Origin of the sequence: Nonomuraea rosea (genome assembly GCF_039539705.1) — a bacterium.
Classification (GTDB): Bacteria; Actinomycetota; Actinomycetes; order Streptosporangiales; family Streptosporangiaceae; genus Nonomuraea; species Nonomuraea rosea.
The window spans coordinates 96,329-119,278 of record NZ_BAABDQ010000008.1; the positions used below are offsets into that span (position 1 = coordinate 96,329).

The window sequence follows — 22,950 nt, forward strand, 5'->3', positions numbered from 1 at the left end:
CGGGTGGCTTCCACGGCCTCGGCCCGGCCGGCGGTCATCGCCTACCGGGTGGCCTCCACGGCTTGGCCTGGGCGGCGGTCATCGCCTACCGGGTGGCTTTCACCGCCTCGGCTTGGGCGGCGGTCATCGCCTCCCGCGGGCTCAAGGCGCCGCTCAAGGAGGCCTGGACGGCCCCCCGCAGCGGCTCGGAGATCTTCGGATACTTGGCGCCCAGATTGTCGCTCGTCCGTCCTCTGGCCGCGTTGACCGCGTTCACCCACACCCGCAGCTCCGGGTCCGCCGCCACCTGCCTGGCCTGCCCAGCGGCGGTGGGAGCGACGTACGACAGCGTCTCGTTCGTGATGTCGGCGCTGCCGGGGCCGGTCAGGCACGTCACGAGCTTGCGCGAGGCGGCGTACCGGGTGGTGTCGGCCTGCACGGGCACGCTGACGAACTCCCCGCCGAGCGGCCCTGGGGCGGTGCCGCCCGTCCTGGCGGGGATCGGGATGATCCCGTACTCGAAGCCCAGTCTCCTGGCGTTGGCGAGCTGCCAGGTCCCGTTCTCGCCGAAGCCGAAGCGGCCGGTCGCGAACTCCCGCCAGCTCGCCGTCTGCGAGTTACGCAGCACGGAGGCCGGCGCGTACCCCTGCCGCACCCAGTTCGTCCACAGCGACTCCGCCGCGATACCGCGCGCCGAGTCGAGCTTGGTGAGCCGCGCGCCGGTTCCCCAGAACCACGGCAGGAACTGGAAGCTGCCCTCCTCGGTGTCGATGGCCGCGAACGTGATCCCTTGCTTCCCCGACGCCGTCACCTTCTCCAGCGCCGCCGTCAGCGTGGCCCAGTCCCGCACCGCGCCGGGGTCCACGCCGGCCTCGTCCAGCACTGCCTTGTTGTAATAGAGGGCCAGGGTGTTGGCGCCGATCGGGACCCCGTACGTCCGGCCGCCCACCTGCCCGGCGGCCAGCAGGTTCGGCAGGATCGCCGAGGTGCCGACCTTGATCTCCTGCGTGGTCGTCAGGATCCCGGCCCCGGCCAGCGTGGAGACCATCGGGTTGTCCACCAGGAGCACGTCCGGCGCCTGGCCCTGCTGTGCGGCCAGCATCGTCCTGTTGGTCAGGTCGGTGTTCTCGAAGGGGGTCCGCGCCACCTTGACGCCCGCGCCGGCGCCGCAGCGAGTGAGCAGCTCGACCCATGCGGAGTCGTCGCCGTACTGCGCGTACGGATCCCAGACCGTGTACGTCTCCGCGGCCGGTGCGCCCCCAGGAGTGGGTGCCGAGCAGCCGGCCAGCAGGCCCGCGGCCGCCAGGCCCGCACCGGCGGCGCACCGGCGCATCGACGCTGACCCCACTGACCTGACCTCCGCTGCCCTGACCTCCGCTGCGCGGCCGTGCTCCGGCGGCGAACCCCGAGCCGGTGCGAGCGACCATAAGCGCCGCCCGCACCCCCGGCAACGGGCCGCGCCGGAGCTTTGCCAGGACCTGCCGGGCGCGGGAAAGGCGGCGTGAAACTTACATCCCCATTCCGGGATTCACCTCGTCAGTCGCCGGCGTGCGAGTCCCAGGAAACCCGGCGGAAACACTCCCTTGACAAACCTGACTGACCCCAATAGCTTCCCACTGATTTTATCGATTTAATCGAGGAGCCCCGTGACATGAGTCCCCCCAGCGGCGTGCGCCGCGTACTCACCAGCGCGCTGGCCTCCCTGCTCTGCCTTCCCCTGGCGGCGCTGCCGGCCGGCGCGGAAGCCGCGGGCGGCCGGCCGGGCGCGGGCGTCCAGCTGGAGCACCTCGACCGCGGCCTGGTCGCCGCCACCACCGGCCAGGGCGTGTTCCTGAGCTGGCGGCTGCTCGGCGACGAGGCCTCAGGCCATGGGACGGCCGGCCTGACGGGCACCGACTTCCGCGTCTACAGGAACGGCCGCGCCATCGCCACGGTCACCGACAGCACGAACTATCTCGACGCCGCCGGCACCGGCTCCGCCGAGTACCGGGTCGCCCCCGTCGCGAAGGGCCGGGAAGGCCGCCGCAGCGATCCAGCCACGCCCTGGCTTAAATCGTTTTACGACTTACCGCTCCGGAAACCGGCCGACGGCGTCACCCCGGCGGGCGAGGCGTACACGTACGCGGCCAACGACATGAGCGTCGGCGACGTGGACGGCGACGGCCAGTACGAGTACGTCGTCAAGTGGGACCCGTCCAACTCCAAGGACGTCTCCCAGCGCGGCTACACCGGCAACACCTACGTCGACACCTACGAGCTCGACGGCACGTTGCGCTGGCGGCTCGACCTCGGCGTGAACATCCGCTCCGGCGCCCACTACACCCAGTTCCTGGTCTACGACTTCGACGGCGACGGCCGCTCGGAGATGATGCTCAAGACCGCTCCCGGCACGAAGATCATCCGTTACGGGGCCGGCGGCGAGGTCGTCTCCGAGCGTCATGTCACGATGCCGAAGCAGGATGTCAAAGCCGGTTACGCGCACAGCGACGATTACCGGAAGAGCGCGGCAGATTATTTCGACCATGTTGTTGCCATGTTCGCGAAATGGCAGGAGCATCCTGAGGTCGTCGCTGGACGCTGGCCGGCCACGCTCGAAGAGGCCTTCGGCATCCCGGTGGCGCACGAATATCCGCTGTCCCACGAGGACGCCGTGGAGCTCGCCACTTACTTCGTCGACGTCTACGCGCCGAGCCGCAGCGGCAACAACCGGCTGCGCGAGTTCGCCGGGTTCGTCATCACCGGCCCCGAATACCTGTCGGTGCTCGAAGGCGCGACCGGCAGAGAGCTGCAGACCGTCCGCTACAAGCCCGGCCGCGGCGACGACGGGCTGATGTGGGGCGACTACGCGATGGCCAGGATCGAGCCGGGCAACCGGGTGGACCGGTTCCTGTCCTCGGTGGCGTACCTGGACGGCAAGCGCCCGTCGGCCGTGTTCGCGCGCGGCTACTACACGCGCACGACGCTCGTGGCCTACGACTGGGACGGCAGGAGGCTCAAGGAGGTCTGGTACGTCGACAGCGGCCACGCGCCGATGGCCAACCCGTTCAACGCCTCCCCGCACGGCGTCCCCGGGAGCAACCCCGAGTACGCCGACCTCACCACGCAGGGGTTCCACTCGATGAGCGTGGCCGACGTGGACGGCGACGGCAGGCAGGAGGTCGTGTACGGCTCCGCGACCATCGACGACGACGGCGACCTGCTCTACTCCTCGTTCGCCCAGGCGCCTCCGCAGAGCAACGTGCCGGGCCAGAACGTCCGGCTCGGCCACGGTGACGCCATGCACGTCGGCGACTTCGACCCCGACCGCCCGGGCCTGGAGGTCTGGACGGTGCACGAGGGCGGCGCGTGGGCCCCGTACGGCTGGGCGATGCGGGACGCGGCCACCGGCAAGGTGCTCTTCGGCGGCTACAGCGGCGTGGACACCGGGCGCGGCATGGCCGGCGACATCGACCCGTCGATCCGCGGCCTGGAGACGTGGTCGTCGATGCCGCCCAACCAGGCGATCGAGGCGGGCCTGTGGTCTGCGCGCGGCGACTACCTGGGCAGGAACGCCCCCGGCACGAACATGAGCATCCGCTGGGCCGCCGACATGACCACGCAGTTCGTCAACGGCACGGCGACCACCGTCCTCCAGACGCCGACGATCGACGACTGGAAGCGCGGCACGCTGCTCACCGCCGAGGGCACGCTGGCCAACAACTGGACGAAGGGCAACCCGGGGCTGGTCGCCGACGTCTTCGGCGACTGGCGCGAGGAGCTGCTGGTCCGTACGGCCGACAGCGGGGCGGTGCGGATCTACCTGAGCACCGAGGTGACGAACCACAAGCTGTACACGCTCATGCACGACCCGCAGTATCGCGTGGAGGTGGCCAGGCAGCAGACGGGCTACAACCAGCCGGCGTACCCGAGCTTCTACTTCGGCTCGGACATGGACTGGTCACGCGTCCCCCTGCCGAAACTCTCGGCACCGGGCCACTGACGACCCACAGCGTGGCCCGCGCGTTCACCCTCCGGTGGACTCGCGGGCCACGACGGACCAGCGGCTGACGAACTCGCGCACCTCCGGCCGCTTCCCCTGGCCCTTCTCCGCCAGGCGCCGGGCCAGCAGCTCGACCGCGGTGCCCGCCATGAGCGCATGGTCGGGATCGATCGACGACAGCGAGGGCACCGTGTAGGCGCCCTCCTCGACGTTGTCGAACCCGATGACCTTCACCGCGCCGGGCACGCGCACCCCGCGGTCGGCCAGCCCGCGCAGCACCCCGATCGCCACGGTGTCGGTCACGCAGAACACGCCGTCGAACACGAGCCCGGAATCGGCCATCCGCCGCGCGGCGGCGGCGGCGTCCTCCATGGTGAGCGCGTCGATGGGGACCACGAGCGCCGGGTCGAAGCCGAGCCCCGCCTCATCGACGGCCTCGCGGTAGCCGGCGAGGCGCAGGCTGGAGACGTCCACCTGGTCGCCGGTCCGGCCGGCGACGATCGCGATGCGGCGGCAGCCCCGCTCGGCGAGGTGGGCGGTGGCGGCCTTGGCGCCCTCGGCGTTGGGCATCGCGACGTGGTCGACGGGCCCCTCGAAGATCCGCTCCCCCAGGATGACCACGGGATGGTCGACCTTGAGCAGCTCGGTGTCGGCGGACCCCAGCCCGACGGTGCTGAGGATCAAGCCGTCGTAGAGCCGGTGGCGCGACAGCGCCAGGGCGTCGAGCTCGCCCTCACGCGAGGCGCCGGTCTGCTCGATGGCCACCTTGAGCTCGTGCCGCGCCGCCGCGGCGATGATCGCGGCGGCGAGCTGACCGAAGTAGGGCCGATCGACCTCCGGAACGGCGAGCCCGATCGTGCCGGTTCGCCCGGTGCGCAGGTTGCGCGCCGCGACGTTGACCCGGTAGTCGAGCTCGGCGATGGCCCGCAGCACGCGCTCACGCGTCTCGGTCCTGACGTGGGGATGGTCGTTGAGCACGTGGGAGACGGTCATCGGCGAGACGCCGGCGGCCCTGGCAACATCCTGGATCGTCACCCCCACACCAGCCATCCTCCCATGGCCCTCTGTCCCCGGTGCCGAGGTCAGGACGCGGGCCATACCGTAGTACTTCAGAGCCATTTATCAGGAGGGCACTCCAGCGGGACGACGGCTTCAGGGCGTGTTTTCTACCGTCTGCGCTGCGGGCCGCCGTGCACGCGTACGAGAGGGGACTCGTGCGTCCCGCCTCGTACTGAGCCGGCGATCAGCCTGGGCGGGCGGCGCGTGAGCGCATGATGAGCGCGGCGACATGGTACGCGCAGGGAACGGGACCGGCGTTGGCGTAGGCGTGGTCGGCGTCGGCGGCGAAGTAGACCGAGTCTCCCTCGTCCAGCTCGACGACCCTGTCGCCGACGGTGAGCCGGAGGGTGCCGGACTCGACGACGACGTATTCGTGCGAGCCCGGCGCGTACGCCGCGAACCGCCCGGCATCGCAGCCCGCGGGCAGCACGGTACGGATCCATTCGAAGTTCACGCCGGGGATCACGGGGGTGAGGATCGTCCGGCGCCACCCTCCGGGCTCGTCGGCGGTGTCCTGCTCGAAGGCGCGGCGCACGATGACGCGGCTGTCCTCGGGCTGGGCGACCAGGTCGGCGAGCGGCACGCCCAGGCCGTCCGCGATGCGGCCGAGGACGACGATCGTGGGGGCCTTCAGGCCGCGCTCGACCGAGGACAGCATGCTCACGCTGACGTCGGCCGCCTCGGCCAGCTCCTGGAGGGTCATGGCCCGGCTGTGCCGGAGCTCCTGAAGCCGGGCACCCAAGACCACAAGATCCACCATTTACGCTATAATAGCATGAGATTTCACTATAGAGAAAAGAGGAGCGTTGTGGTGAAGTCTCCGGCCGTCGTTCGCCCGGCCACTCCCGAGGACGTGAAGGCCGTGGCCGAGATCGGCGCGCACTACGTCAACCACAGCGTGGCCACCTTCGACGAGACGCCCAGGACGATCGCGGACTGGCAGCGGTGGCTGGACGATCTCGCCGGGCGCGGCCTGCCCTTCCTGGTGGCCGACCTGTCCGGCGAGGTGGCCGGTTACGCCTACGCCGGTCCCTGGCGGCCCAAGCCGGCCTACCGCTACACCGTCGAGGACACGATCTACCTCTCCCCCGGCCACCTCGGCCAGGGGCTGGGCACCGCGCTGCTCGGCGAGGTGGTGACCAGGTCCATCGCGGCCGGGATGCGGCAGATGATCGCGGTCATCGCCGACACCGGCGATCCCGCCTCGGCGACGCTGCACCGCCGCTTCGGCTTCGTCGAGGCAGGCCGCCTGACCGGCGTCGGATTCAAGCACGGCCGCTCGATCGACACGCTGCTCATGCAACGGCCCCTGCTGCCGGCGCACGACTAAGGCAGGTCGCGGGCGGCCTTCAGGGCGTTGATCAGGTCGCTCGAGAAGGTTCGATCGATCTTCCTGCCCGCCAGTGCCGTCACCTCCGCGGTCAGCGCCGTCAGGAGGCCGTGCCTGGCCTGAGGCCGGTCCCACGCCTTGGCCAGCGCGCGAAGCTGAGCCAGCAGCCCGGCACGCACGCCCGTACCGTGGATCTCGCCGGTCTCGGCGGCGTTCGTCACCGCGTCGATCAGGGTCGCCGGGCTGAGCGCGGCCCAGGCGGGGCGGCGTACGGTGGCCGTCACGGCGCCCGGCACCTGCTCGCCGCGCGGGTAGAAGGACGTGGTCGCACCGGCGGAGCCGACCTCGAACGGCACCCAGTCGTGCACGCCGGCGCCATCGGGAGTGACCCGGTCGACGCGCAGCCCCCAGCCGCGTCCGTCGCCCAGCCTGGTGCTGGCCCACAGGCCCTTGGCCCAGCCGGGGAGCGTGCCGTCCAGGGTCAGGGCGTCGGGCTTGCCGCTCAGCGGGGTGGCCGGGGCGCCGGTCCAGGCACTGGAGGCGCCGGTCACGGTGAGCGTCCGCTCCTCGCCGGTGAGGCGGAACGCGCCGCCGTACAGGTGGCCGTCGCCGTTCACGTAGCCGGAGACGACGGCGCCGGTGGCCTTGTCGACGCGGGCCAGCACGAAGCGGCCGGCCATCGCGAGCCCGTCGACGACGCGCTCCTGGGTGGAGTCGCTCACGTACACGATGTCGCGATATTTCGGTGTTTCGAGGCGGGTGACGGTGGTCATCGGGTCGCCGCCGAACGCCTCCTCGAAGGTGACGGACGACAGCTTGCCCTGCTGCCCCGTGCGCATGGTCTCGTAGACGGCCGCGTACGTCGTGGTGTCCGCGGGGGTGACCAGCCTGCGGCGCTGGAAGTGCCAGTTGGGGTAGGCGTCCTTCTTGGCCGCGTCGTTCCCGGTGCGGCGGAGGGTCGGCACCTTGGAGAAGATCACCTCATCGCCGGGAGCGCCGTTCACGAACGCGCGCACGGCCGTGCCCGTCCTGGCGCCCGTCCAGGTGAAGGAGAGGTCTCCGGTGCCCGGGCCGACGCGTGGGTCGCGCATCAGGTCACGGTCCTCGCTCAGCCCGTCCGTGTTGCCGGTCGACTCGTAGTAGGACTTCACCGTGCCGCCCTTGTCCTGCAGCGGCAGCGCGGTGTCGAGTGAGACGTCCTCGTCCTCGGAGGCGCGCAGGAACCACTGATGGGCGTCGCCGCCCTTGAGCCGCGAGACGTCCACGACGTACCGGCCCTCCGGCGACTGGATCACCGCGAGCAGGCGTCGCTTGACCTCGGCGCCGTCCTGCGCGGGCCCCGGCTCGGACGCCTCGATCAGCTGCACGTCCTTGCCCGAGGTGGCGCCGTCGTCATAGGCGAGCACCGCCGCGCCGGTGCCGAGCGCGTCCTGGCAGGTGTAGCCGCCGGCGTTGTCCCTGGACCAGATCCACGGCGTGTTGTGCGCGGGGGTGTCCATGTGCCAGTAGCGGTTGTTGGGCACCTGGGTCGGATAACCCTGGTCGGGCAGCACCTCCATGCCCGACCCCCACAGGATCAGCCCCAGGTGGTCGCCGTGGCCGTGGCCCGCCTTGTACGGCAGGCCCTCCGAGGTGGGCGGCAGCGTGAGGTGTGCCTGCAGCGCGTCCTTCGTGTCGCCGGCGGTCAGCGCGTAGTGGCCGTAGCCGTACAGCTCGATGTTCTTCAGGTTGGTGATCGGGTCCGTGGCCACCATGTCGCCGGCCGTGGGGAAGTGCGTGTCGTTGATCGTCACGGGCACGTCGTCGGGGAAGCGCAGCGCCTGGCCCATGGCCGCCGCCTTGGCGAAGAGGGGATAGCGCGCCGGCACCAGATCGGTGTGGTCGAGCTTGAGGTCGCCGGTGTATCCGGCCGGGTCGGCGTAGTTCTCCGCGAGCAGGGTGAACGCGCCGCGGGCGAAGAACATCACCTGGTCGTGATAGGAGGTGGTCGCCTCCTCCCAGGTGCCGTCGGCGAAGAACTGCCGGCCGGAGAACATCCGGTCGGTCATCGGCAGCACGTACCTGACCAGGTCGGGATCCCCCAGGATGGAGGCGACGGCGAAGGCGTAGCGGTAGCCGTAGACCTCGATGTTGTGCAGGCCTGTCGGCTTGTCCGCCAGGTTGACGAAGGCGACGACGGTGCGCCGCAGCCAGCTCTCGACCAGCGCGCGGGTTTCCTGCGTCCAGTCCGGTGCGTCGTACACCAGGTCGTAGGCGCGCACGGCCTGGAACGGGATCGTGTTCTTCGACCAGGAGGGGTGGGCGTACGGCACGTCGTCGTAGCCGCGGGCGAACTCGACCAGGCCGAGGACGGCCCGCCGCCGCTCACCCAGCTCGGCGAACCTGCGCAGGTGCGTCTCGAAGTCGGGATGGATGTCCAGTCCCGTGCGGCTCGCGCTCGCGGTCTTCGCCGCGGCGAGGTAGTCGGGCTCCGGCATGGTCGCCAGCGTGCCCAGTTTGGCGCGCTTGACCTCGTCCGGCTCGTCGGCGACGGCGCTCCAGTCGGAGCCGCCCATCATGTTCTGCGGGTTCTTCAGCGGGTGGCTCACCCGCGAGCTCGGGTACGTGCCCCCCACGTCCTTAGGCAGCGCGGCGGGCTCGGCCGTCTCGATCCAGGCGGTGCCGGGGCCGGTGAAGGTCACCTCGACGCGCACCGCGTCGGCGCCGGTCGGCATCGGCACGTTGTGGGCGACGGGCACGAAGCCGCGCTGCTGGTCGATGTCGGCGTAGGCGTAGCGGACGCCGGGAATCGGCAGGCCGGCCCGCATCGGGGTGTAGGCGATCTCCAGCTTGCTGGACTGGCAGGCGATCTCGTCGAGCTTGACCCGCAGCCGTGAGGCGTAGACCGTGCGATCGCCGGCGGGGAAGGTCCGGCGGTACTGGCCGCTCGCCCCCGCCGAGCCGCCGATCGTGAGCGTGCCGTTCTCCTCGGAGGAGGCCGGCGTGCCGGACATGGGGACGAACTGCCAGCCGTCCCCCGAGGGCGGCGGGCCCGCCCACTCGATGCTGAGCGCGTCGACGGCGAACGTGCCCACCCCGCTGTCGATCATCGGCTGCAGGCTGACGGAGGCGGTCCCCGCCGGGACCTCCAGGTAGCCGTCGACGCCGTGCCAGCCGGTGGTGCCCGTGGTCTGGGCGAAGTACTGCAGCCCGTTGGAGACGCCGGACGCGGTGAACGACTGCACCCTGATGCTGGTCCGGCCGCCGGTCAGCCCGGCCGAGCGGACCTTGGCCCGCAGGTGGACGAGGCCGCCGCCGCTGTCGGGCAGGGCGGCCTTCTGGGTGATCGCCACCCGGTCGTCCGCGGTGTCCGTGCTCAGCTCGGCCGCGCTCGTCCCCTCGGCCGCGTCCGCCGAGGCGGCGATCCGGCCGTCGCCCTTCGGTTTCCACGCCGCCCATGAGGCGGGCAGGCCCGCCGTCCATGTCTCGAAGCCGCCGTTGACCAGGGGTAACGGCTCCGCGACCGCGGCGGCGGGGGTCAGCAGAGCCAGGGCGAGAGCAGCATGGATCGAGCGCATGGGGGGTGCCTCTCAGAAGGGGGCTACTTGCCGCTGCCGAGGGTCATGCCCTCGATGATGCGGCGTCCGAGCCAGATGTAGACCAGCAGGAGCGGCAGGATGACGATGGCGATGGCCGCGAACAGGCCGCCCCAGTCGGCGCCGCTGTACTGCACGCGGGTCATGAAGTTGAGCAGGGCCAGGGGCAACGTCTGCTGGGCCGGGTCCTGCAGGAAGATGAGGGAGAGCAGGCCCTCGCTCCAGTGCCCGATCACGTTCAGGATCACCAGGGTGACCAGGCCGGAGCGGGCCAGCGGCAACATGATCCGCCAGAAGGTGCGCAGCGGGCCGGCCCCGTCGATCGCCGCCGCCTCCTCCAGGTCGCCCGGCAGGCTGCGGAAGAAGGCGGTCAGGAAGAACACCGCGAACGGGATGGACGTCGCGACGTACACGATGATCAGGCCGCCGAGGTTGTTGACCAGCCCCAGCTGCGACATGGCCACGAAGAGCGGCAGCATGATCGCCTGGATGGGTACGCCGAGCCCCATGGCGAAGAACGAGGTCAGCGGTCCTGACGTCCTGGTCGTGAAGCGGCTCAGCGCGTAGGCGGCCGGTGCGGCGATGAGCACGGTGCCGATCGCGGTGGCCGCCACCACGACGACCGTGCGCAGGATCGCCGGGCCGAACTCGCTGACCTCCCAGGCGCGTGCCCAGTTGCCGAGCTGCCAGTCGGCGGGCAGGCCGAAGGGGCTGGCGAAGATCTCCCTGGCCGTCTTGAACGACGACAGGATGAGCCAGAGCAGCACCAGGAGGTCGAAGGCGACGACGAGCCAGACCAGCAGCCTGCCTGGGCGCAGCCGTACGGGGACTGTGGCCATGGCTCAGTACTCCAAGCTCTCGCGTCGGGTGACCCTGCGGGTCAGCAACGTCAGCACGACGATCAGTACGAGCGTCACCATCGTGGCCGCGGCCGAGGCCCCGTACCGTGCCTCGCCCGTGGGCTGGAAGGCCTCGGCGTAGGCGTACAGCGACAACGTCCACGACTTGGTCGTCGGCACCGAGCCCGCCGCCCCGGCGAAGACGTAGATGAACTCGAAGATCTTGATGGCGCTGATCGCCCAGAGGGTGGCGCTGACCGCGACCGCGTCCCACATCAGCGGCAGCGTGACGTTGCGGAACTTCTGCCAGGGCGAGGCGCCCTCCAGGTCGGCCGCCTCGTACAGGTAGGCCGGGATGCGGTCGACGGCCGCCATCAGGATCGTGGTGTAGAAGCCGGTGTTGACCCAGACCAGGCCCAGGCAGATGACGTAGAACAGGTTGTCGTCGGCCAGCCACTTCGGCACGGCGTCCACGCCGGCCAGCCGCAGCAGGGCGTTGATCAGGCCGTCGGCCTGGAACAGGAAGCCCCACAGGATCGAGATGGCCAGCGCGGAGACGGCGTTGGGGAAGAAGATGACCGCGCGGACGAACTTGCGCCCGGCCATCTCCCGCAGCACCATCGTCAGCCCGAAGCTGAACAGGAAGGTCAGGAACCCCACGCCGATCAGGATCAGCAGCGTGTTGAGCAGCGAGGAGTGGAAGACGTCGTCGTACCAGAGCCGCCGGTAGTTGTCGAAGCCCACCCACTCGATCGGCCCGGCGCCCGCCCACTTGGCGAAGCTGAGCACCACCGTGAACAGGCTCGGCACCATGAAGACCAGCAGGTAGACCGCCAGGGCGGGCAGCACGAAGGGCAGGTAGAGGCGCTGCCTGGCCCTGGCCAGCGGGCTGCCTGTCTCCGCGACGGTCCTGATGACGGCCGGAGCCTCTACGGTGGCCGCGGTCATCAGCCGTTGACCTTCCACCAGTTGACGGTGTCGGTCTTGAGCTTGGCGACGAAGTCCGCGGCGGTGACCTTGCCGGCGAACAGGTCCTTGGCCATCGGCAGGTAGATCTTGACGTTCCAGTCGTCCATGCCGCGCACGCCGTCCATCTGCAGGTGGAAGGGCACGCCCGAGTCGAGGGTCGCCTTGGCGTCGGCCACCTCGGCGGGGGTGCTGGTGTCGGTGCGGATCGACATCACCTTCTCGTCGGCGGGGATGCGCTCCAGCCATTTCTTGTTCATGAAGTACTCGATGAACTTCTCCGCGTTCGCCGCGTGCTTGGCCTTGGCCGGCACGGCGAAGCCGAACAGCGAGACCTCTTCGGAGGTGAACCCGCCCTCGGTCTTGGGGAAGGGGAAGGAACGGAACGTGAATCCGGAGCCGGCGACCTCGGCCGTCTCACTCGGTCCGTAGGTGCCGATGAACAGGAAGTCGGCCGCGCCTTGCGCCCACTTCTGCTGGATGGCGGGGAACTTGCTGGCGTCCCAGCCGTCGATCATGTAGTCGCCCTTGGCCAGGCTCTCGATGTACGTGGCCGCCTTGAGGAACTTGGGGTCGTCGAACCCGGCTCCGCTCTGGTCGGTGAGCGCCTTGGCCAGGTTGCCGGGGCCGAACTCGCGGATCAGCGCCTGGGAGAGCCATTTGCCGACGTACCCCTGGATGTCTCCGTCCGCGGCGAGCGCGGCCCGGCCCGCCGCCTTGCTCTTGTCGAACAGCGCGAGCAGTTCGTCGAACGTCTTCGGCGGGTTGGCCGCGACGTCGGGCAGCTTGGCCGCGTTGTAGTAGATCTGCCAGGTGTGCACTGACGTGGGGATCATGTAGGTCTTGCCGGCGTCGGCGATGACCTGCTGGTAGTTGTCGGGGATGACGTCGCCGACGGTCTTGTCCTCGCCGGGGATCTGGTCCTTCAGCAGGCCGGACAGGTCCTTGGCGTTGCCGGTGGCCTGCAGCAGGTTGAGCAGGCCGGCCTGCGAGCCGTCGACCAGGTCGGCCGCGACGTTGCCGCCGACCAGGGTGGGCTGCAGCTTCTTCAGGTTCTCCCTGCCCTGGAAGACCAGGTTGACCTTGATCCCGGTGTCCTTGGTGAACGCGGCGGCCAGTTCGCCGAGCATCTTGGCGCGGGGCTCGTCCTGCTTGTGCATCGACCAGAACGTGAACTCCTTGGCGTCTGAGGTGCCACCGCCACCACCGCACGCGGACGTGCCCAGCATGAGGACGGCGACGGCGAGGGCTGCCGCACCCTTCTGAGGGAGATTCATGAGCACCGCCGTTGTATCAGGGAACGATGTGCAGGATTCTGCGGGTATTCATACGCTAGAGTCAACGGATTCTTAGGATTGAATTTGAGCGATGCAGAGCTGATACGTCCTACGAGCTCCTTTCCTCGGCGGATGCGCCAAGATTCTCCGGGAGGTCCCGTGAGTGAACCCAAGCGTGGCGAGAAGTTCCGCCAGCTCGCCGACGAGCTACGGCGCGGCATCGCCGAGATCCGGTGGCCGGAGGGCAGGCTGCCGACCGAGCAGCAGCTGTCCAAAGAACAGGGGGTCAGCCTCAACACCGTGCGCAGGGCGGTCGACCTGCTGGTCAACGAGGGGCTCGTCTATCGCCGCCAGGGCTCGGGCACCTACGTGCAGGCCGAGCAGCCGCGCACCGGCCCCGTGGTGGGCGCGATCGTGCCGTCGATGACGTACTACTACCCGAGGATCATCGCGGGCATCGAGAGCGAGCTGTCCAGGAACGGCGCGCAACTGCTGCTGCGCAGCACCGGCTACGACGTCGCCCAGGAGCGGCAGGCGGTGGAGAGCATGGTCGCGGCGGGCGCCCAGGGCCTGCTCATCGTGCCCGAGCTGACCGGGCGGGCGGACGCGCACGCCGACCTGGACCGGCTCGGCCTCCCCCTGGTGCTGGTCGAGCGGCGGTTCAGGTCGGGCGGCGACATCCACGAGTTCGTCTGCTCCAACCACGCGGCCGGCGGCTACATCGCCGCCCGCCACCTGTTCTCGCTCGGCCACTCCACGATCGCGTTCCTGGCGCGCAGCAGCCCGCACGCGTCCGAGGTCGCGCAGGGACTGCGCGAGGCGCTGGCCCATCGCGGGCTCGAACCCGCGCTGGAGCACACCATCGGCAGGTGGACGGCGGCCGACGCGGAGAGCTGCCTGGACCTGCTGCTGGCCGCAGGCTGCACGGCCGCGCTGTGCTTCGCCGACAGAGAGGCGACGCTGCTGGTGGCGGCCGCGGCCAAGCGCGGGATGGCGGTGCCGGGCGACCTGTCGGTGATCGGCTACGACGACGAGATCGCCGACCTGTCCGCCGTGCCGCTCACCGCGATCTCCCCCGCCAAGCAGGCCGTCGGACGGCTCGCGGTGCAGACGCTCCTGCGCCGCCTCGCCGAGCCGGACGCCCCCCTCCAGCAGCATCTCGTCGTTCCCGCGCTGGCGGTACGCGAGTCCACCAATATTCATACCCCTTCAAAGGGTTGAATTAAGGTAGAACTTGAGCCAAGGTGGTCCAGTCATCCCCCGGACGTAAGGACATCACCATGGCAGTTGTACGGCTCGGCCTGGTCGGTGCCGGCGGTGTCGCCCGGCTCTACGCGCAAGCCGCGCTGGACCTGCCGGAGGAGGTGCGGGTGGCGGCGGTGTTCGACGTGGACGCCGGCCGCGCGGCGGAGCTGGCCGCGCTCACCTCCGCCACCGTGCACGACGACCACATGAGCATGCTCGGCGGCTGCGTCGACGCGCTGATCGTGTGCACCCCGCACGCGCTGCACCTGGCTCCCGCCGTGGACGCGGCGGCGGCCGGGGTGCACGTGCTGATGGAGAAGCCGATGGCCACCTCGCTCGCCGACTGCGACGCGATGGCGGCCGCCTGCTCGGCCGCCGGGGTGGCGCTCTTCCTCGGCCACATCCAGCACTATCTGCCCATCACCGCGACCGCTCGCCGTGCGATCGCCGACGGCCTGATCGGGACGCCGGTCGCGATCGTGGACCGGCGCTCCACCGACTACCGGCCGGGCCACCGTCCCGGCTGGTTCTTCGACCCGGAGCTGGCCGGCGGCGGCGCGATCATGAACATCGGCGCGCACTGCATCGACAGGGCCGCCTGGCTCGCGGACGGGCGGCCGGCCCGGGTCAACGCCACCGTGGTGCGCCGGGCGGCCGTGGAGACCGAGGGACTGCTGCAGATCGAGCTGGACAACGGCGTGCTGGCCACGGTGGCCGTCATCGACAGCGCGTTGTCCGGGATCGACGAGATCGAGGTCCTGGGCACGTCGGGCACCCTGCGCGCCTCCCGCACGACCGGGGTCCAGATCGCCACCGAGCAGGGGGTGCGCACCTTGCTCGGCGCCCCCGCCGACATGGGTGAGCACGTGCGTACCGCCTTCGCGGACCAGCTCACCGACTTCGCCGCCGCGGTACGCGGCGAGCGGCCCGTCGCCATCGGCGCGCAGACAGGCCGCGACGTCGTGGCCACCGTGCTGGCCGCCTACGAATCCGCGCGGAGCGGGAAGACCGTGGAGGTGGAGCTCTTTGGCCAGTCGTGATCCGCAACGGCCCAATGTGCTGTTCATCCTGAGCGACGACCAGGGGCCGTGGGCGCTCGGCTGCGCGGGCAACTCCGAGATCCAGACCCCGCACCTGGACGGGCTGGCCGCGTCAGGGGTGCGGCTGTCGCGATTCTTCAGCGTCTCGCCGGTCTGCTCCCCGGCCAGGGCGTCGCTGTTCACCGGGCGGATCCCGTCCGCGCACGGGGTGCACGACTGGCTCAGCGGGCCTTCGCCCGACGACCACCTCGCTGGGCAGCGGCTGTTCACCGACGACCTGGCCGACGCGGGCTACCGGCTGGGGCTGGTGGGCAAGTGGCATCTCGGCGCCAACGACCGGCCGCGGCCCGGCTTCGTCCACTGGTACGCGCACCCGTCCGGCGGGGGGCCGTACCTCGGGGCCACGATCATGGGGCAGCAGGTGGACGGCTATCTCACCGACGAGCTCACCGCGCGGGCGGCGGCCTTCATCGACCAGGAGGCGGGCCGTGCGGAGCCGTTCTACCTGTCTCTGCACTACACCGCGCCGCACAAGCCGTGGAAGGGGCAGCACCCGCCGGAGTTCGAGGCGCTGTACGAGTCGTGCGCGTTCGCGTCGTGCCCGCAGGAGCCGGCTCACCCGTGGCAGCCGCTGGACGCGGACGGCGTGCCCGTGGGCGGCGAGGCCGACGTCAGAGCCGCGCTGATCGGGTACTTCGCCGCCGTCACCGCCATGGACGCGGGGATCGGCCGGGTGCTCGCCACGCTGGAGGCCCAGGGGCTGACGGCATCGACGCTGGTGATCTTCAGCAGCGACAACGGCTTCAACTGCGGCCATCACGGCATCTGGGGCAAAGGCAACGGCACGTTCCCGCAGAACATGTACGACACCTCCGTCATGGTCCCCGCGATCTTCAGTCAGCCCGGCCGGGTGCCCCAAGGGGTGGTGTACGACGCGCTCGTATCCGGGTACGACCTGCGCCCCACCCTCCTGGACCATCTCGGCCTGCCCGACGACGGTGGCGGGCCCGGCCGTTCCTTCGCCGCCTTCGACGACCGGTCGGGGGCGGAGGTCGTCGTCTACGACGAGTACGGGCCGGTGCGGATGATCCGGACCGGCGCCTGGAAATACGTGCACCGCTACCCGCACGGCCCGCACGAGCTCTACCACCTCGCGCGGGATCCGGACGAGCGGCACAATCTCGCACACGCGGGACTGCCCGAGCTCGCCGAGCTGCGCGACAGGTTGGACTCCTGGTTCGCCCGCCACGTCGACCCCCGCCTGGACGGCAGCCGCCTGCCCGTCAACGGCTCGGGCCAGCACTCGCCCGCCGCGCTCGGCGCCTTCGAGGCGGCGCCCTACCGAACGGAGCCCCGATGAAGACCTGGTACACCGACGCCCGATTCGGCATGTTCGTCCACTGGGGCCTGTACTCGATGGTCGGCCGCGGCGAATGGGACAGAGCCGTGTCGGAGGTGCCGCGCGAGGATTACGCCGGGCTGGCGAAGGTGTTCAACCCCGCCGCCTTCGACGCCCGCGCGTTCGCCAAGGCCGCCGCCGACGCGGGCCAGAAGTGGATCACGATCACCAGCCGGCACCACGACGGCTTCTCCATGTACGACACCGGCCTGTCCGACTTCAAGATCACCAATTCGCCGTTCAGCCGCGATCCGATCGCCGAGCTGGCGGAGGCGTGCCGTGAGTCCGGGATCAAGCTGGGCTGCTACGTCTCGCTCGTGGACTGGCATCACCCCGGTTACCTCGATCCCGCCGGCTGGCCGGACTACCTCGGCTTTCTGCACGGCCAGGTCGAGGAGCTGTGCACGCAGTACGGCGAGCTCGGCCAGGTGTGGTTCGACGGCGACTGGCCGCACTCCAACGCCGCCGAGCGGCACCCCGGCTGGTTCACCGTGGACCGGCCATGGGACTACGAGCGCCTCTACGCCCTGGTCCACGATCTGCAGCCGGGCGCCGTCGTGCTCAACAACCGCAAGTCCGGCATCCAGCCCGGCGAGGACGTGCAGGGCTTCGAGAACGACCTGCCCGGCGAGAACTCCACCGGCCTCAACCCCGTCGCGATCGTGCCGGGCGTCCCGCTGGAGACCTGCCTGACCATGAACCGGTCCTGGGGCTACATGCCGCACGACAACGCCTGGCGTGAGGTGGACGAGCTGCTCGGCACCCTGCTGCGCTGCGTCGCGGCGGACTCCAACCTGCTGCTGAACGTCGGCCCCACCCAATCGGGCACCATCCCGCCACCGGCGCTCGACCGGCTGCACGCGATGGGCCGCTGGCTGGCCGCCCACGGCGAGGCCGTCTACGGCGCCGGCTCGTCCGGCGACCCCGGCGCCGTCAGGACCGCGGCAGGCGACGTGCTGCCGATCCGCGAACTGCTCGCCTCGGCCCGCTAGACCCCTCCAGACTTCAGCCGAGATCCAGCTCCGAGCCGCCGAACTTGTCCCGCAGGAACCTCCCCTGGTCCCGCAGCGCCTGCTCGTCCCCTCGATGCACGGCCTCGGCCACCTTGCGCAGCTCGGCGTCGAGCAGCGCGAGCTGGGCCAGCAGCTCCTCGTGCGCGCTGTGCTCCCGCCCGCCGCGGCGGGTGCGGGCGTAGCCGCGCGGCAGGTTCGCGTACGCCTCCAGGCTCGCGGGCAGATACCGGCGGATGGTCTGCGAGACCACGTGCAGCTGGTCGGGCGAGGACGTGAGCTGCTCGGCCCGGTCCAGCACGCCTCCCAGCACCTCGGCCAGCGTGTCCACGGCCGCGTGCACGTCGGCGGGGAAACGGCCGCCGATCCGCCGGAGCAGCGTGTCGAGGTCGGCGCGCAGCGCCCGCGTCTCCACCTCGGCGTGGGAGATCGTCAGCCGGACGCGTTCCGGCGGGGCCAGCAGCGCGCCGGCCCCGTACAGCGCCGCCACGACGACCGGCCACCACGCGCCCGCCAGCCCCAGGAAGTGGGTCACCAGGCCGAGCAGCGCCAGCGAGGAGCCGGCGATGTTCCTGGTCGAGCCCAGGTAGCGCAGCACGCGCTCACTGATAGCCACGGATCTCCTTGAACACGCTGCTCAGCGACGTGCTGCGGGCGTCGAACACGGCGCCGCCGGTCAGCCCGGCGACCTTGCGCATCTCCTCGGCGTCGCTCTCACCGAACAGCACCACGAACGCCGGCGCCCGCCGCTCCGCGGGCAGCGCCCGGTAACGGGCCTCGAAGGCGGCGTAGTCGGAGCCGTCGGTGTTCTCGCCATCGGTCATGAGCACGATCGAGGTGTAGCGCCCCGGCACGGCCGGGAGGTCGTAGGCGGCGGCGAGGCTGTCGTAGATCGCGGTGCCGCCCGCCGCGGTCAAGCCCTCCGCGAACGCCTTGATCTCGGCGAGCACCGGCGCGGGATCGCGTTCCGGCACGGTGAACGGGACCCCCGGCCGCGGCCTGCCGCTGAACGGGATCATCGTGACCGTCTCCCGGTTGCTGAAGCGGGAGAACGCGCCGGAGACGGAGGTGTCCGCGCCGGTCAGCGCCACCAGCGCCTGGCGCAGCGCGCCGATCCGCTCCCCCTCCATCGAACCGGACGTGTCGAGCACGAACCGCGCCTCGGCCGGGACCCGCACCCGGTTGAGATAGGTGGCGATCAGCTCGTCCGCGGTGCTGCGCCGGTTCGGGAAGGGCAGCTCGATCAGCTGCCTGCCGCCGAAGCGCGGGTCCTGGGCCACTCCTGGCGTGATCGGCCGCCGATGGGTGCCGGTCATGATGTCGCGCTGCACGGCCGGCGTGCGCAGCCATGCGGTGAGCTTGCCGTACAGGTCCTTCTTGGTCTCGTTCGCGGCGGCGAGCAGGGTGAGCGGGTAGTCGGCGCTGACCACGCCGTCGTCCGGGTAGACGAGCGTGAGCGGCTCGCGCAGCCCCAGCAGGACCGACTCGTAGTTGACCATGCCGTCCACGCGCGGGTCGCGGGAGTAGGCGTCGGCCAGCCAGCCCGACGAGCCCGCCGTCAGCCGTTGCGCGGAGAAGAAGTCCTTCAGGCGCGGCGTCACCGACTCGACCTGCTCGGCGCTGAGCGCGCCGTCCGCGTCCGACAGCGCCGCGGCCACGCCGACCAGGGCGGAGAAGCCGGAGTTGGAGGAGGCGGGGTTCGTCATGGCGAAGCCGAACCTGCCGTCCTTGGCCGCCTTCGCGATGTCCGTCCAGGAGACCGGCTTGCCGGTCCAGCCGAGCTCGTTCGCCTTGGCGGGCTTCAGCCCGAGCACGACGGGCGAGACCATGATCTTGGTCTGGGTGGACAGCCTGTCCTGGGCGCCGTCGATCAGTGACAGGTAGCGGTTGGAGGAGAACCAGATCGCGTCCTGTCTGCCGTCGGTGCGTCCGCTCGCGACCTGCTCGGCGCCGTCGAGCGTGCCGGTGTAGGTGAGGCGCACCTTGACGCCGGCCTCCTGCTCGGCCCGCCTGAGCAGCGGTTCGAGGTCCTTGACCTCGCTGCCCGCCAGCACCCGCAGCACGTCAGGCCCGTCGGTTTCCGTGTCCGTCCCGCAGCTCGCCAGTGAGGAGACGACCAGGCAGGCGAGCAGGGCGACGGGCGTGAGACGTCTCATCATCGCGTGCCCTCCTGGGCGCGCTCCAGGTACGTCTTGGCGTGCCCCAGCTCGGCGGACAGGCTGTCCACGGTGGCCGCCATGCTCTGCACGGCCTGCTCGCGGAAGGTGTCGATCGCGTCCATCGTGGCGTAGACGTTGTCGAACGCCTTGCGCAGCGTGTCCAGGTCCACGGTCGTCGATGCCGCCTGGTTCTGGATCGCGCCCGCCTGCGTGCGCAGCATCTCGCTGGTGGCCAGGATGAGGTCGCTGGTCGTGGCGTTGAGCGCGGTGATCTGGTCGAGCACCAGCTTCTGGTTCGCCAGCGCCTGCGCGACCGTGACCGCCGTCCGCAGCGCCGCGACCGTGGTCGTGGTGGCGCGGTCCACGCCCTTGCTGAGCTCCAGGTTGTTCTTGCGTACGAGGTCCAGCGCGAGATACCCCTGGGCGGACACGGCGAGCTGGGTCAGCAGGTCCTGGTGGCGCTGGCGCACGGTGAACAGGGCGTCGGAGCGCAGCGCCGTGGCCCGCGCCTCGTCGGCCAGCGCGATCTGCTCCTCCAGGGCGGCGTCCATGGCCTGCGACATGACCGCGTACTCCTGCAGCCGGGTCATGGCCGCCCACAGGTTCGCCTTCTCGCCCTCGATGGCGGCGTTGTCGCGCAGCAGCTCGTCCTGGCCGGACTTCAGCGCCCGGATGATGTCGTCGAGATGCTGTTGCGCGGAGTGGTAGCGGGCGAAGTAGTCGCGCAGCCGGTCGCCGAACGGGATGAGCCCCAGCAGCTTGCGCGTCCCGCTCGCGGCCTGCTTCGGGTCGAGATCCACGATGGTACGGCGCAGCGCCACCAGCTCGGAGGCGACCTTGGCCTGCGCGTCGGCGCCCTCGCCCCTGGCCGCGCCGAGTGCGGCGACCGGCCGCTTGAGCATGCGGTTGGACACCTGCGAGGCGGACCTCATCTCGGTGTCGCCCATCGAGGAGATGTCGTGCACCTTGCGGGCGAACTCCGGCGAGCGCGGGTCGAGCCCGCTCAGCTCGCCGGCGAAGTCGCGGGCCTTGGCGGCCAGCTCGGCGGCGCGCTCCTCGGCCATCGGCAGCATGGTGGCCGCCGTCTCGGCCGGGACCGGGGTGACCGCCGCGGGCGGCGTGAGCACCAGATCGGACACGTGCGGGATCTCCTTGCTAGGGCCGGGCGGAGTCGATGGTGGTGATCAGCTGGTCCAGCCGCTCGTACGCGGGCGGCTCGACGACGTCCACCAGGTCGGCCGCGGCCGGCGCCGTGGTCTTGGCGACCAGCGCGGCGAACGCCTGGGGGTCGGTGGTGCGGAAGCCGTACGCGGCCGCGAGGGCCTGCAGCTCCGGATCCTCGGTGAGCAGCTCGCCGACCCGGGACCCGGGCTCGGCCAGCGGGACCAGCGTGTGCTTGCTGAGCACGGTGGGCGACGGGTACACCAGCCGCATCCCGGGCTTGATCGCGCCGTCGCCGGCGAAGACGTGGGCGAGATACTGCGCCTCGTAGACCACCAGCATCGGCGTCTTGCCCGCGCCCAGCGCCAGGTAGTCGTCGAACGACGCTTCGCTGGTGGACTCGGCGAAACCCTGATCGAGGACGGCCGGGGCGACGATCGGGGCGATCCTGGCGATCTGGGCGCCGGAGGTGGGCACGTCATCGCCGTTGGCGACGTAGCCGATGGCCGACAGATACATGGCGGCGGAGTTGGACGTCCGGATGTCGGTGGTGGTGAGGAGGACCCGCTTACGAGCCCGGTAAGTCGAATTACCCGGAATTTGATCCCATCGGGTGCCTTTAGCGACTAAATCTAGATATTTCTTGATATCAAAGCTCTGATACCCGCTGCCCGATTTATCCAGTATGCCAGCCTTCGCCAAGAGCTCCGCGATCGGCTCGAACGTGGCCACCGCCATCGGCGAATAGAACGGCGAGTACGTGGTCGTGGCCTTCCGGTCGCGCTTGATCCGCTCGGCGGCCGGAACGCTGGAGGGGAAGGCGAAGGCGTACCGGCTCAGATCGACGTCCGTGACGATCTGCCGCGACCCCGCGGTGTCCACCTCGACCCGCAGCCCGTGCTTGGCGAAGGCCGCCTTGACCCGGGGATCGTCGAAGAACGGCTTCTTCTCCGACCCGATGACCCCCCGCACCACGACGGCCTCCGGCGGGCCGGCCTCCCGGTTCCCCAAGACGATCGCCACCACCGCCACCCCGGCGAGAACGACCGCCAGAATGACGCCGACCCACCGCTTCATCGCGCCCCGTTTCGTAAAACATCCCCCATGACTGGAATTATGGGGCGGCCATTTGCGGCAGGCGCGGGCGGAAAGGCGACCGTACGGCAGAATTCACTTCCCGTTCACGGACGGCCGCCTCCGGACCTCAGCGGCGCAGGTCCCGGCAGGCGAGGGCCAGCCAGGCGTACGGCAGCGGCAGCATCGCCAGCCAGAACAGATGCGCCTCGTCCCAATAACCGAATCCGCAGGCCGGGGGCCAGAGCCTCATCTGCTGCGGCAGCAGGATGGTCGCCAGGACCAGCCCGAGCTGCACGATGACGGCGGCCATGGCGGCCTGGCGGCCCGTGGCGTACCTGACGGCGGTGGCCGCGGCGGCCAGGGCGATGCCGAGGCAGACGGCCATCTCGGTCAGGAGCTCGGCGACCGGGAAGAGGGTGCCGTCGGGAAGGCGGGACAGGACGTACGCGAACGCGCCCAGCCACACGGCCACCGCGACCCCTCCGGCGAGCGCGCAGCGCAGCGACTGGCGGATCCACCGAGGCACCGATGCCGCGCCCAGGTCCGCCGACATGGCGTCCACCAGGGCGAACGCGGCGGCCGAGCCGAGCAGGGTGCCCGTGACGCGCATCAGCAGCAGAGCCTGCCCGCCCGCCAGCGGCTCGCCGGCCTGCACCAGGCCGAGCAGGGCGGCGGCGAACGCGGTGACCACGGCGAGCGGCGCCCAGTCGACGGCCCTGACGAGCGGGCGGAGAAGCAGGGCGGCCGAGCGCCATCTGACGCCCCGGACGGCGGAGCGCCGCCGGGGAGCGCCGTGAGACCCGGTCGAGGGCGGCGTCGACGGTGGGGCCAAGGGTGAAATCGGAGCCGGGATCA

The 22,950-nt window shown here is 70.6% G+C and carries 18 protein-coding genes; 6 read left to right on the forward strand and 12 right to left on the reverse strand.

Annotation, left to right across the window (positions count from 1 at the left end):
- Positions 1 to 85: 85 nt before the first annotated feature.
- Positions 86 to 1,327 carry a sugar ABC transporter substrate-binding protein gene (locus ABEA43_RS20640; RefSeq protein ID WP_345563982.1) on the reverse strand — a complete coding sequence of 414 codons (1,242 nt, stop codon included), beginning with the start codon at positions 1,325 to 1,327 and terminating at the stop codon, positions 86 to 88.
- A 303-nt stretch (positions 1,328 to 1,630) separates the two neighbouring features.
- Here ABEA43_RS20640 and ABEA43_RS20645 point away from each other — a divergent pair, with 303 nt between their 5' ends.
- Entirely contained in the window at positions 1,631 to 3,958 is a 2,328-nt protein-coding gene (locus ABEA43_RS20645) for a rhamnogalacturonan lyase (RefSeq protein WP_345563984.1), read from the forward strand.
- A 24-nt stretch (positions 3,959 to 3,982) separates the two neighbouring features.
- Here ABEA43_RS20645 and ABEA43_RS20650 read toward each other — a convergent pair whose 3' ends face one another.
- Both ABEA43_RS20650 and ABEA43_RS20655 read right to left on the reverse strand, forming a co-directional pair.
- Entirely contained in the window at positions 3,983 to 4,993 is a 1,011-nt protein-coding gene (locus ABEA43_RS20650) for a LacI family DNA-binding transcriptional regulator (protein WP_345563986.1), read from the reverse strand.
- A 208-nt stretch (positions 4,994 to 5,201) separates the two neighbouring features.
- The gene (locus ABEA43_RS20655) at positions 5,202 to 5,777 is read right to left on the reverse strand and encodes a helix-turn-helix domain-containing protein (RefSeq protein WP_345563988.1); all 576 of its coding nucleotides are present in this window, start codon (positions 5,775 to 5,777) and stop codon (positions 5,202 to 5,204) included.
- Between the two features lie 51 nt (positions 5,778 to 5,828).
- Between ABEA43_RS20655 and ABEA43_RS20660 the strand changes: the two genes are divergently transcribed.
- Complete coding sequence (locus ABEA43_RS20660; protein WP_345563989.1) at positions 5,829 to 6,347, forward strand: GNAT family N-acetyltransferase; 519 nt, start codon at positions 5,829 to 5,831, stop codon at positions 6,345 to 6,347.
- On the opposite strand, the gene ABEA43_RS20665 is transcribed toward ABEA43_RS20660, so the two are convergent.
- Genes ABEA43_RS20665 through ABEA43_RS20680 form a run of 4 tightly spaced genes read right to left on the reverse strand, consistent with a single transcriptional unit; the run spans position 6,344 to position 13,004 of the window.
- Positions 6,344 to 9,904, reverse strand: coding sequence for a heparinase II/III domain-containing protein (locus ABEA43_RS20665; RefSeq protein ID WP_345563990.1), 3,561 nt, complete (start codon positions 9,902 to 9,904; stop codon positions 6,344 to 6,346). The genes ABEA43_RS20660 and ABEA43_RS20665 overlap by 4 nt on opposite strands.
- 23 nt (positions 9,905 to 9,927) lie before the next feature.
- Positions 9,928 to 10,761: a carbohydrate ABC transporter permease gene (locus ABEA43_RS20670; RefSeq protein WP_345563992.1), complete on the reverse strand. Its 834-nt coding sequence runs from the start codon at positions 10,759 to 10,761 to the stop codon at positions 9,928 to 9,930.
- A 3-nt stretch (positions 10,762 to 10,764) separates the two neighbouring features.
- On the reverse strand, positions 10,765 to 11,709 hold the full coding sequence (locus tag ABEA43_RS20675; RefSeq protein WP_345563993.1) for a carbohydrate ABC transporter permease: 945 nt from the start codon (positions 11,707 to 11,709) through the stop codon (positions 10,765 to 10,767).
- On the reverse strand, positions 11,709 to 13,004 hold the full coding sequence (locus ABEA43_RS20680; RefSeq protein ID WP_345563994.1) for an ABC transporter substrate-binding protein: 1,296 nt from the start codon (positions 13,002 to 13,004) through the stop codon (positions 11,709 to 11,711). The genes ABEA43_RS20675 and ABEA43_RS20680 overlap by 1 nt, the downstream gene beginning before the upstream one ends.
- Positions 13,005 to 13,163: 159 nt before the next feature.
- Between ABEA43_RS20680 and ABEA43_RS20685 the strand changes: the two genes are divergently transcribed.
- From ABEA43_RS20685 to ABEA43_RS20700, 4 genes are read left to right on the forward strand one after another with little or no spacing between them, the layout of a single operon-like run.
- Entirely contained in the window at positions 13,164 to 14,225 is a 1,062-nt protein-coding gene (locus tag ABEA43_RS20685; RefSeq protein WP_345563996.1) for a substrate-binding domain-containing protein, read from the forward strand.
- A gap of 59 nt (positions 14,226 to 14,284) precedes the next feature.
- Positions 14,285 to 15,289, forward strand: a complete 1,005-nt coding sequence (locus ABEA43_RS20690) for a Gfo/Idh/MocA family protein (RefSeq protein ID WP_345563998.1) — start codon at positions 14,285 to 14,287, stop codon at positions 15,287 to 15,289.
- Complete coding sequence (locus tag ABEA43_RS20695; protein WP_345563999.1) at positions 15,276 to 16,649, forward strand: sulfatase-like hydrolase/transferase; 1,374 nt, start codon at positions 15,276 to 15,278, stop codon at positions 16,647 to 16,649. Before ABEA43_RS20690 ends, ABEA43_RS20695 begins: the two co-directional genes overlap by 14 nt.
- On the forward strand, positions 16,646 to 17,680 hold the full coding sequence (locus ABEA43_RS20700; RefSeq protein WP_345564001.1) for an alpha-L-fucosidase: 1,035 nt from the start codon (positions 16,646 to 16,648) through the stop codon (positions 17,678 to 17,680). Before ABEA43_RS20695 ends, ABEA43_RS20700 begins: the two co-directional genes overlap by 4 nt.
- 13 nt (positions 17,681 to 17,693) lie before the next feature.
- Here ABEA43_RS20700 and ABEA43_RS20705 read toward each other — a convergent pair whose 3' ends face one another.
- The 5 genes from ABEA43_RS20705 to ABEA43_RS20725 all read right to left on the reverse strand — a co-directional run bounded on the left by ABEA43_RS20705 (position 17,694) and on the right by ABEA43_RS20725 (position 22,927).
- Positions 17,694 to 18,314, reverse strand: a complete 621-nt coding sequence (locus ABEA43_RS20705) for a hypothetical protein (protein ID WP_345564003.1) — start codon at positions 18,312 to 18,314, stop codon at positions 17,694 to 17,696.
- Positions 18,301 to 19,857, reverse strand: coding sequence for a substrate-binding domain-containing protein (locus tag ABEA43_RS20710; protein WP_345564004.1), 1,557 nt, complete (start codon positions 19,855 to 19,857; stop codon positions 18,301 to 18,303). Before ABEA43_RS20710 ends, ABEA43_RS20705 begins: the two co-directional genes overlap by 14 nt.
- Complete coding sequence (locus tag ABEA43_RS20715) at positions 19,854 to 20,996, reverse strand: toxic anion resistance protein (protein ID WP_345564005.1); 1,143 nt, start codon at positions 20,994 to 20,996, stop codon at positions 19,854 to 19,856. Before ABEA43_RS20715 ends, ABEA43_RS20710 begins: the two co-directional genes overlap by 4 nt.
- 16 nt (positions 20,997 to 21,012) lie before the next feature.
- Entirely contained in the window at positions 21,013 to 22,095 is a 1,083-nt protein-coding gene (locus tag ABEA43_RS20720; protein WP_345564006.1) for a hypothetical protein, read from the reverse strand.
- 127 nt (positions 22,096 to 22,222) lie between these two features.
- A complete protein-coding gene (locus ABEA43_RS20725) occupies positions 22,223 to 22,927 on the reverse strand; it encodes a hypothetical protein (RefSeq protein ID WP_345564008.1) in 705 nt (234 codons plus the stop codon).
- Positions 22,928 to 22,950 lie beyond the last annotated feature (23 nt).

Coding starts and splice junctions, on each gene's coding strand:
- ABEA43_RS20645 (WP_345563984.1), top strand. CDS start 1,631: ATGAGTCCCCCCAGCGGCGTGCGCCGCGTACTCACCAGCGCGCTGGCC.
- ABEA43_RS20655 (WP_345563988.1), bottom strand. CDS start 5,777: ATGGTGGATCTTGTGGTCTTGGGTGCCCGGCTTCAGGAGCTCCGGCAC.
- ABEA43_RS20665 (WP_345563990.1), bottom strand. CDS start 9,904: ATGCGCTCGATCCATGCTGCTCTCGCCCTGGCTCTGCTGACCCCCGCC.
- ABEA43_RS20670 (WP_345563992.1), bottom strand. CDS start 10,761: ATGGCCACAGTCCCCGTACGGCTGCGCCCAGGCAGGCTGCTGGTCTGG.
- ABEA43_RS20675 (WP_345563993.1), bottom strand. CDS start 11,709: ATGACCGCGGCCACCGTAGAGGCTCCGGCCGTCATCAGGACCGTCGCG.
- ABEA43_RS20680 (WP_345563994.1), bottom strand. CDS start 13,004: ATGAATCTCCCTCAGAAGGGTGCGGCAGCCCTCGCCGTCGCCGTCCTC.
- ABEA43_RS20690 (WP_345563998.1), top strand. CDS start 14,285: ATGGCAGTTGTACGGCTCGGCCTGGTCGGTGCCGGCGGTGTCGCCCGG.
- ABEA43_RS20700 (WP_345564001.1), top strand. CDS start 16,646: ATGAAGACCTGGTACACCGACGCCCGATTCGGCATGTTCGTCCACTGG.
- ABEA43_RS20710 (WP_345564004.1), bottom strand. CDS start 19,857: ATGATGAGACGTCTCACGCCCGTCGCCCTGCTCGCCTGCCTGGTCGTC.
- ABEA43_RS20720 (WP_345564006.1), bottom strand. CDS start 22,095: ATGAAGCGGTGGGTCGGCGTCATTCTGGCGGTCGTTCTCGCCGGGGTG.